Raw genomic sequence first — 3,832 nt, forward strand, 5'->3', positions numbered from 1 at the left:
TTGCAAAGCTGTTTGCTCCGATGGAAGTTACATTCTTACCGATCACAACGCTTGTCATATTCTTATTTTTCTTAGCTGCATTCTTTTTGATGGAAGTTACCTTAAAGGTCACACCGTCAATCTTCACAGTTGCTGCGATCGTGATCTTCTTGCCTTTTCCGGTCACTTTGACTGCCTCTGCAGTTCCGCCCTTTGCTGCGGACTTGGTTACTGCATATTTTACACCTTTTACGGTAACGGTTGTTCCAACAGCCGGTACTTTTGTTTCCGGTGTCGGTGTCGGTTTTTCCGTATCCGGTGTAGTATCTTTTTTCAGAGCTTTCTTTGCCGCATCCAGTTTTGCCAGAACATTTTCAATCTGCTCTTTTGTTGCATTTTCATCTTTCAGCACTTTCTGTGCTGCATCCAGTGCTTTCTTAAATGCATCTACACTCTCTTTTGTATAACCGTTCAGGTCTGTTTTAGCAGCTGCATCCACCGCCGTATTCAGATTACCTTTGTCTGGTTTTGCCTCCAGCTTGTTCTCTGCATCTTTCAGTTCAGCAAGTGCTTTGTTTACATCCGCCTGGGCTGCATCATCTTCCAGGGCAAGTTTTGCCTTTGCTGCTGTGATTGCTGCCTGGTAAGCCTGTACACTGGCATCGGTATATACACTTAAGTCTTTTTTCTGTGCAGCCAGAACTGCATCCCAGAGTGCATCCGTATCCGTCATGACCGGTGTATTTGCAACGTATTTGTATGCATTAAATTCTGCTGCTGTCACGTGCTGATTCTTGGTTGCGGTATCATCCAGTGTTGCCAGTGCACGGATCTGGATTCTTCGCATTTCGGTCGGTGTAAACGTTGCCGTCTTAACCGTCTTGTCTGCGTCCCACTCACCGCTTGTCAGTTCTTTGAAATCATTTCCGGATTCTGTAGTACTGTATAACAGTTTGTATTTTGTAATAATACCATTTACAGAAGTTCCGGATGAACGAGGTACATACTCAAATTTGTTGATCGTTACATTCTGACCAAAATCAATCGTAAACTCATTATTCTGATCATTTGCAATATCTGGATGTGTACCACCATTTGACCACTTAGAATGCCAGATCGTACCGGTATTTCCGTCAATTGCCCAGGAAGCAGGGCCATCATTTCCGGATCCTTCTTCACTTCCTGCGGTTGCCTTCCAGCCATCATGTGCCAGTTTTTCACTTGACTGTGTCAGGTCTTTGACTGTTGCCACTTTGGAGTCGCCACTTTCTTTGTCTTCGTAACAAGCTGTCACTTTGTAGCTGACTGCTGAAACATCTGTAAATGCTTTTTTATCTACAAAAGAAGTTCTTTCTGTCTTTTCGGCAACCTTTTCAAACGTTGTTCCGTCTTCGCTGCGGTATACATTGTAAGAAGTTGCATCTTCTGCTGCAGCCCAGCTTACTTTTGTGCCGCTCTCTCCGTAGTAGTTTGCTTTTACATTCTTCGGAGATTCCGGAACTTTGATCGTATAAGTTTTTCCTTCTTCTGTATTAAAGGAAACACGGTTTGTTTTTCCGCTTACTTTTGTTGTCTCTACAACCTTACCGTCAGAATCGGTAACGGTTGCGTTTGCGATATCGGAGTACTGTACCTGACATTCTCCGCCCTTGTTGGAAACGATCTGTGCCTGGTTCAGTTTTCCGTCTGTCCAGTCATAGGAAAGTTCGAAGTTTCCTCTTGCTACCAGACCTTCTACGGAACCATCGCTCCATGCATCCGGAAGTGCCGGAAGCAGATTGATGTAACCCATATTACTCTGAAGCAGCATCTCAGCCACACCGGAAGTCATTCCGAAGTTACCGTCGATCTGGTATGGTGAATGCGTATCCCACAGGTTGGTAAGAATACCGCCGTCAAACAGGTCTGTGATCAGTTTGTACGCATGGTTTCCATCGCCAAGTCTTGCCCAGGTATTGATTCGCTGTCCCATGCCCCAGCCGGTTGATTTATCTACACGGTTTTCCATGGAAACTCTTGCTGCTGCCAGCCATTCCGGTGTATCTACAGAAATCAGGTCGCCCGGGAACAGTCCCAGCATATGAGAAAGATGTCTGTGGTTGTAGCCCTGTCCGAGGCTGTTTACGGTTGTCTCGGTATACCATTCTTTGATCTGACCGCTGTCACCTACTTCAATAGGTCCTTTCAGATCGCTCTGATTTTTCTTCCACTGTGTTACTTTTGCTGTATCTGTCTCACCAACGATACCTGCTGCTTCGATGGTGTCCTGATAAAGCTGCCATACCAGTGTCTGCTCGTATGTATTACCGCTTGTCTTTGGTCCATGCTCCGGTGAATAACTCGGGGAAGATACCAGTTTGCCGTCTGCATCCTTGATCAGGATCTGATCATACAGAGTAGCTTCCTCTTTCATCATCGGATAGATTTTCTCTTTCAGATAATCGGCATTTCTGGTAAAGTCATAGTATTCCCAGCAGTTCTGCAGGATCCACGGAACCGCTGCCGGTGACCATCCCCAGTCAAAATTCCATCCCGGACAGGTCCATCCAAACGGGTTGTTCTGTGTATGTGCCATGAAACCGTTCTCTTCGCCGTCTTTGCTCTCAACACCTGCATAGATCTTCGCTGTCACACGGCCAGGTGCACGCAGTGCATCAATGTAGTTGATCAGTGGCTCTGCACATTCTGCCATATTGGTGACATAGGTCGGCCAGTAGTTCATCTGAAGGTTTACGTTCATGTGGTAGTCAGCATGCCATGCGGAGTTGTTCGCACCAACCCAGATACCCTGAAGGTTGGACGGAAGTGTCTCACGGTATGGATCATCTTCCGGTGTCTCACGGGAAGATTCGATCGTCAGATAACGGCCATACTGGAACAGCATGACTTCCAGATAGCGGCGTTCTGCTTCCGTTGCAGTACCTGCCTTGTATGCTGAAAGCAGTGCATCCGTTGTCTTGTCAGAAGGAATCTGGCCAAGATCCAGATCTACACGTTCGAAGATGTTCTGATAATCTTTAACATGATCCGCTTTCAGTGTATCGTAATCTTTCGCTGCTGCCTTGTCTACATACCCGCCGACTCTGGTATCCAGTGCTTCTGCACTTTCACCGGTACGGTATTTTGGATATTTATCTTTATAATCGGTTGCAATAGAAGTGATGATCGTAACGCTTGTTGCATCTGCAACCGTTACTTTATCGGTTCCGTCTGTGGTGGTTCCGTCTGCGATCACTTTTGTCTGGGAATTGAATTTCATCTGGTTATCTCTCAGAGTTCCGGCAACTGTGATCTCACCGCCGTTTACTTTTGTATTCCAGTCTCTCTGATAAGAATTTGCTCCAGGATTGTTGCTTCCGCCGCCCTTTTCGTTGTCCGGATTGACCTTGACATCGAAGTTCAGTTTGCCGCTTCCGCCGGTTGCTGTCAGTTTTGTCACCAGCACATTGTCCGGATAGCTGACGAAGTTTTCTCTTACATAGTGTGTGCCATTGTAATCATACTCTACGCTTGCAACAGCTGTGTGAAGATCCAGTGCTCTTTTGTAGTTGCTGACAGAGCTTTCTGTGATACCTTTGAAATCCAAGTACATATTTCCATAGCTCAGGTAATAACCATAACCATTCGTACCTGCATCATCACTGACGCCGACCAGCTTTGCACAGAGAGATTCTGCCGTGCTGGTGTTGCCGGATGCAAATGCCTCCTGGATCTGCTTTACTACCTTACTCATTTTGGTCTGTACACCGTTTACATTTGTTGTCTCGATATTTCCGCCATTGTAGTTCGTTCTGGAAGCGGACGGACCGCCGGACCAGAGTGATTTTTCATTTAACTGGATACGCTCCTGGGT

1 protein-coding gene is annotated in these 3,832 nt (G+C 46.3%); it reads right to left on the minus strand.

Annotated features, from left to right (window positions below; all coding sequences use genetic code 11):
- A partial coding sequence (locus tag ACLTL4_RS11050; protein WP_412320544.1) for a glycosyl hydrolase family 95 catalytic domain-containing protein occupies positions 1-3,832 on the minus strand: 3,832 nt, incomplete at both ends.

Origin of the sequence: Hominisplanchenecus sp., from assembly GCF_046967715.1 — a bacterium.
GTDB lineage: Bacteria > Bacillota > Clostridia > Lachnospirales > Lachnospiraceae > Hominisplanchenecus > Hominisplanchenecus faecis.